The organism is Streptomyces sp. URMC 126 (assembly GCF_051386555.1).
In the GTDB taxonomy this organism is placed as follows: Bacteria; Actinomycetota; Actinomycetes; order Streptomycetales; family Streptomycetaceae; genus Streptomyces.
Window position 1 is genome coordinate 1 of sequence record NZ_JBPQTX010000365.1, and the last position, 6,552, is coordinate 6,552.

General features: G+C 75.6%; 5 protein-coding genes. All 5 read right to left on the minus strand.

The genetic code is table 11. The annotated features are described in order from the left end of the window. On the minus strand, positions 1–1,977 hold a 1,977-nt coding region (locus ACSNOK_RS29215), incomplete at its 3' end, for a S9 family peptidase (protein WP_436783801.1). Between the two features lie 19 nt (positions 1,978–1,996). After that, positions 1,997–3,403, minus strand: a complete 1,407-nt coding sequence (locus tag ACSNOK_RS29220) for a M20/M25/M40 family metallo-hydrolase (protein ID WP_436783802.1) — start codon at positions 3,401–3,403, stop codon at positions 1,997–1,999. 456 nt (positions 3,404–3,859) lie between these two features. Then, complete coding sequence (locus ACSNOK_RS29225) at positions 3,860–4,474, minus strand: hypothetical protein (RefSeq protein ID WP_436783803.1); 615 nt, start codon at positions 4,472–4,474, stop codon at positions 3,860–3,862. 126 nt (positions 4,475–4,600) lie between these two features. Next, complete coding sequence (locus tag ACSNOK_RS29230) at positions 4,601–5,587, minus strand: aldo/keto reductase (RefSeq protein ID WP_436783804.1); 987 nt, start codon at positions 5,585–5,587, stop codon at positions 4,601–4,603. Between the two features lie 101 nt (positions 5,588–5,688). Next, positions 5,689–6,552, minus strand: an 864-nt coding sequence (locus tag ACSNOK_RS29235) for an FAD-dependent monooxygenase (protein WP_436783805.1), incomplete at its 5' end; no start/stop codon positions are given.

Sequence of the window (6,552 nt, forward strand, 5' to 3'; positions counted from 1 at the left end):
CTCCAGCTCCACCTCCCCCACCCCCGGCGCCTCGAACCCGAACGTCTGCGCGTACAGCGACAGTTCCGCCTCCAGTGCCCGCACCAGCGTCTCCTTCCGGCGGAAGCCGTGACCCTCCCCCTCGAAGGCGAGGAAGGCGTGGGGCACCCCGCGGGCGCGCGCCGCCCGGGCCAGGGCCTCGCTCTGCTCGGCCGGGCAGACCGGGTCGTCCAGGCCGTGGAGGAGCAGGAAGGGGACTTTGATCCGGTCCGCCCGGTGCAGCGGCGACCGTTCGAGGTAGCGTCCGGGCTCCCGGTCGCGCGGGCCGATCAGGCCCTCCGTGTAGTGGGCCTCGAAGTCGTGGGTGCCGCCGTCGGCGTCCGTCGTGGGGTCCAGGCACGGGAAGAGCATCGTCCCGCACGCGTACACGTCGGTGCCGGCGAGGGAGAGGGCGGCCGTCCAGCCGCCCGCGCTGCCGCCTTGGACCGCCAGCCGGGCCGGGTCGGCGAGCCCCTCGGCGACCAGCGCGCCCGCGACCGTCGCGCAGTCCTCGACGTCGACGATGCCCCAGCGTTCCCGCAGCCGTTCCCGGTAGGCGCGGCCGTAGCCCGTGGAGCCGCCGTAGTCGACCGTGGCGACGCCGATGCCGCGCGAGGTGAAGTAGGCGATGCCCAGGTCGAGCGCGCACGGCGTCCGGCCGGTCGGGCCGCCGTGCGCGCGGATGACGTACGGGGGCAGCTCGCCGTCCGGGACGGCCCGTTCGGGGTGGCGGGGCCGGTGGATCCGGGCGTGCACCTCGCGGCCGTCGGGGCCGGTGAAGGTACGGGTCTCGGGGCGCGGCAGGTACGCCGGGTCGACGACGTCCCGCCGCGCGGCGCCGATCACCCGGGCCCGTCCCGTCCGGCCGTCCAGCTCGACGACCTCGTAGCCTCCGGCCGGCCCGGCCGCGATGCCGACGACGCGGGTGCCGTGGGCGTCGAGCGCGGGCACCCACTCCGTCCACGGCCCGGCCACGTCGGCCAGTACTCCGGTCCCCGGGTCGAGGACGCCGAGCACCTGCGCTCCGGCCCCGTGCAGGACGGCGACCGGGCCGTCGGCCAGCGGGACGAACCAGCGCTGGCCGAGCTGCCACAGCGGTCCCGCGAACTCCTCGGCGGCGGGGTGGAGCTCGATGGTGCGGCCGGTCTCGGGGTCGACGCGGTGGAGGTTCCACCAGCCCGTGCGGTCGGTGGCGGCCAGCAGCGTGCCGTCGGGCGCCCACTCCACTTGGGCGACGGCCTCCTCCGGGCCGCCCAGGACGGTCCGCGCGTCGGTGAACCGGCCGTCGTCCACCCGGGCGAGCCGCAGTTCGGTGCCGTCCCAGGGCATGCGGGGGTGGTCCCAGGCCAGCCAGGCGACGCGGCGGCCGTCCGGGGAGAGGCGCGGTCCGGTCACGAAGCGGTGCCGGTCGTCGGTCAGCTCCCGGACGGCCGACCGGTCGTCGGCGGCGCGGCCGTCGAGCGGGACGGCGGCGAGCAGCCGTCGGACGTCACCCGGCCCCGGGCCCGTGAACTCCTCCAGGACGCACCAGACTTCCCCGCGCTCGGGGCGGAGCACCGGGTCGGCCCAGCGCAGCCCGCCCCCGACGGCGGACACCGGGGTCAGCGGCCGGGGCGAGGGGTCGGGCCCGTCCGGCTCCCAGGCGTACAGCCGCTGGTCCGGGCCGTGGGCGAAGACGAGCAGCGGGCCGTCGCCGGTCCGGTCCGTGCCGGTCCAGGCGCGCCCGCCGTACTCGTGGACGCGGGTGCGGACGTCCCAGGGCGCGGGCAGCGCGACGGCCTCGTCGCCGCCGGGGCGCCGCCGCACCAGCGTCCGCCGGCCTCCCTCCGCCGGCCGGGCCGCGGCCCACCAGACGTCGTCGCCGACCCAGCCCACGAAGTCGGGGCGGCCGCCGTGTTCCGCCACCAGGGCGGCGTCCACGGGGGACGGCCAGGTTCCGCAGGGCGCCGTGAGCACCATGACGCTGTGCCTCCTCAGGTCAGAGGTGATCGGGGGACGGGACGGGGGCGTCCACGTCCTCGTGCATGACAAAGCGGTCCAGGACGCGGACGCCGAAGTGCAGGGCGTCCACCGGCACCCGCTCGTCGACGCCGTGGAACAGCCCCTGGTAGTCGAAGCCCGGGGGCAGCCGGAGCGGGGAGAAGCCGTATCCGGCGATGCCGAGCCGGGCGAACTGCTTGGCGTCCGTGCCGCCGGACATGCAGAACGGCACCACGTGCCCCTCCGGGTCGAAGTGCTCCAGCGCGGCCCGCATCCGGGCGAACACCGGCGCGTCGACCGGCGCCTGGAGGGCCCGCTCCCGGTGGAAGAACCGCCAGTCGACGTCCGGCCCGGTGAGCCGGTCCAGGGTGGCGGCGAACTCCTCGTCCCCGCCCGGCACGGTCCGGCCGTCGACGAAGGCCGTGGCCGTGCCCGGGATCACGTTGATCTTGTAACCGGCGCTGAGCATGGTGGGGTTGGCGCTGTTGCGGACGGTCGCCACGACCAGCTTGGCCGCCGGACCCAGCTTGGCCAGCAGCTCCTCCACCTCCTCCGGCCGCGGCCCGGAGGGGCTCACCTCCACACCGTGCGCGGCGGCGAGTCCGCGCAGCGCGGCCCGGACGACCGGGGTCAGCCGGACCGGCCACTCGTGCTCGGCGATCCGGGTGACGGCCGCGGCGAGCCGGGACACCGCGTTCTCCCGGTTCACCTTCGAGCCGTGCCCGGCCGTACCGCGCGCCGTCAGCTCCACCCAGGCCGAGCCCCGCTCGCCCGCCGCCACGGGATACAGCCGCAGCCCGCCGGCGCCGTGCACGGTGTACGCGCCGGACTCGCCGATCGCCTCGGTGCAGCCCTCGAACAGCGCGGCGTGCTCGTCCGCGAGGAAGCCCGCGCCGGCCTCGCCGCTGTCCTCCTCGTCCGCCGTGAACGCCAGCACGATGTCCCGCGGCGGCACGGCGCCCGCCCGCGCCCAGGCCCGGACCATGGCCAGCACCATCGCGTCGGTGTTCTTCATGTCGAGCGCGCCGCGCCCCCAGACGACCCCGTCCCGCACCTCCCCCGAGAACGGGTGCACCGTCCAGTCGGCGGGCTCGGCCGGCACCACGTCCAGGTGCCCGTGGACGAGCAGCGCCCCCGCGACCGGGTCCCGGCCCGGAATCCGGGCCACCACATTCGTCCGCCCGGGCTTCCGCTCCAGCAGGAACGGCTCGATCCCCGCCTCGGCGAGCCGCTCCGCCACGTACTCGGCGGCGGGCCGCTCGCGGCAGTCGCCCTTGCCGCGGTTGGTGGTGTCGATCCGGATCAGCTCGGAGGTGAACCGGACGACTTCGTCAAGCACCCGCGCGTCCACCCGCCCGTCGTTCCCGTCCGCCCCGCTCGCCGTTCCCGCCGTGCCACTAGCCATACGCTTCCTCCACCACCCCCGGCCACGGCGGCCGTGACCACCGGGCGGGAACGGGTCGCCTCGAACATGGTCGGCGTGGTGCGGCCGGTACGACGACTGCACGTCGCCGCCCGGGGGCCGACGGCCTCGCGGCCGGAAGGGCGACGCGCCCTCCCGCACCGCACGGCACGGGCGCGAGCCACGCGCCTCACGGCACCCTCGGCTCCCCCACCCGTCCGGCCGTCACCCGTCACCCACACCACCGATCCACCGTAAGCGCCCCCGCCAAGGACCCCGAGCAACCCGACAAACCCCCGCGCGCCGTCCACCCATACGCCGCTCGCGCGCGCCGGGCGCGCCTGAGCGCCCGCCCGCCGTACGGCCGCTGACGCACGGCGGCGGCGAACGGGGTCCGTACGTCCCGCGTTCCTCCGCCTCCCCCGTGGCGCCCGCACGGGGGCGCCGTACCCCGCAGCTCTATGACCGACGGCCGTCCGGATACAGCTTGTTCACCGCCGTGCGGGCGGTGGCCTTGAAACCCGCCACCGGAGCGTCCTCGAACCGGCCCAGGCGCCCCCACGTGACCACGGTGACCGTCCGGCCGTCGCGCCCGACCGCGAACAGGTGGACGTCCGAACTCCCCGAGGGACGCGCGGTGTGCACCCCGTACACACGGGCCCCGTCCTCCGCGTCGACCGCGCCGAAATCCTTCCACCGGGCGGTGGTACCCGGCTCCTCCTTCTCCGTCCGGGCGGCGCATGCCCGAACGGCCGTGTCCCACAGCGCCGCCAGCGTCTTCGCACGCGCCGCGTCCCGCTCGACGACGGTGACCTGGGTCGCGCCCGCGTCGAGGTCCGTACGGAAGACGCGGTGGCGCGCGGTGGCCGCGGGCAGCGCCGCGCCGACGCAGAACGGCAGCGGGTCCGGCACACCGGCGCTCACGGGTCCGGCGGTCCATGCCGCGCCCTGTACGGGCGGCAGCTCCCGCGCCTCCAGGAAGAACGGACTCGCGGACCCGGCGTCCGCCGCCGCGGCCGGCACCGCCGCGACCGCCGCCGCTCCCACGACGGCACCGACGGCCGCACGACCCAAATTCCTCAGTACACCCAGGCGTTCGCGTCGCACGATCAGCCCCTCCCGGTCGGTTGCTGGAACGAGGCCCCAGCCTTCCGCCCGCACGCCCTCGGGGCAACCACTCTGCCGCCCCCGCCGCCGCCCCTACCGCCGTAGACCCAGTACCCGATGCGGGCGGTAAGGCGCTTCCAGGCGGGCGATTTCGTCGTCCGTGAGGTCCAAGTCGACGGCGGCGACGGCGTCGTCAATGTGGGAGATGCGGGTGGCGCCGATGATGGGGGCGGTGACGGCCGGTTTGGAGAGGAGCCAGGCGAGGGCTATGCGGGCCGGGGGGAGGTCGCGTTCGGTGGCGACGGCGCGGACGGCGTCGACGACGTCGAAGTCGGACTCCTCGTAGAGGCGGCGGGCGAGCGCGTCGTTGCCCGAGCGGAGGGTGCGGTGGGCGCCGTCGCGGTCGCGGGTGCCGGTGAGCATGCCGCGGGCCAGGGGGCTCCAGGGGATGCAGCCGACGTTCTCGTCCCGGCAGAGCGGGATCATCTCGCGTTCCTCCTCGCGGTAGAGGAGGTTGTAGTAGTTCTGCATCGACACGAAGGGCGTCCAGCCGCCGGCCCGGGCGAGGTGCTGGGCCTTGGCGAACTGCCAGGCCCACATGCTCGAAGCGCCGAGGGCGCGGACCTTGCCGGCGCGGACGAGGTCGTGGAGGGCTTCCAGCGTCTCCTCGATGGGGGTGTCGTAGTCCCAGCGGTGGACCTGGTAGAGGTCGACGTAGTCGGTGCCGAGGCGGCGGAGGGAGGCGTCGATCGCCTTGGTGATGTGCGCGCGCGACAGGCCGCGGTCGTCGGGGCCCGGACCCATGGGGAAGTAGACCTTGGTCGCCAGGACGTAGTCCTCGCGGTGCGGGAAGAGGCGGGAGAGCAGGCGTCCCGTGATCTCCTCGCTGAGGCCGGACGAGTACATGTCGGCCGTGTCGAAGAACGTGACGCCCGCCTCGACCGCGCGCCGGACGACGGGTTCGGCGGCCTCCTCGTCCAGGAACCACTTCTGCGCGGTGGGTCCGCCGCCGTAGCTCATCATGCCCAGGGTGATCCGCGACACCTTCAGGTCGGACGAACCCAGCTGTACGTAGCGCACGTTGTCTCCCGTTCCTCTCGGTCCTTGCCGCTCACAGAGGCACATCCTGCGGCCGGGGCCGGTGGGAGGGAAGAGACGTGCAGAAACGAGGGGGGACGGGTTCAGGCGCGGGCCGGCGGGGTGTAGGAGGCCCTGGCGTTGAGGGCGGCGGCCTCGCCGGCCGCCCTCCGGTGGGCCCTCGCCGCGCGTTCCAGGTCGCGCCGCGCTTCCGGTCCCGTCGCCGCGGCCCGCGCCCGGGCGGCCCGGTCCATCGCGCGGTTGGCGAGGACGACGGCGGCGGTGGCGTCCCGCCGATCGGCCTCGTACGCGGCGAGCGCGCGGACGGGGTCCGGCTCGGTGGCCAGACGGTGAGCGAGGACGCGGGCGTCGAGCACCGCCTGGGAGGCGCCGTTGGCGCCGGAGGGGTACGCGGGGTGGGCGGCGTCCCCGAGGAGCGTCACGCGGCCCTCGCCCCAGGACGGGAGGGGATCGCGGTCGACCATGGGGTAGGCGAGGATCCGCGCGCTGCCGGCGAGGAGCGCGGGGAGGTCCGTCCAGTCGAAGCGCCAGTCCGCGTAGTACGGCAGGACGTCCGCGAGCCGGCCGGGGCGGTTCCAGTCCGCGCCGCCGTCGGCGAGCGGGCCGGGAGCGCCCGTCGGCACCGCGCAGACCCAGTTGAGCAGGGTGCGGCCGCGGGCGAGCGCGGACGGCGAGATCTGGTACGCGACGAACTGGGTGTTCCGCTCGTCGGAGGCCAGGAGCAGGGCGTTGCCCGGCGGGAACGCGTCGGTCTCGGTGACGCCCCGCCACATGGTCACCCCGCTCCACTGGAGCGACCCCTGGGCGGGGTGGAGCCGGGCGCGCAGGCGGGAGTGGATGCCGTCGGCGGCGACGAGGATCCCGGCGTCGTAGTACTCGTGCCGGTTCGTGGCGCGGTCGGTGGTGTGGACGCGGATGGTGTCGGGGGGTTGGGTGAGGCTTGTCTC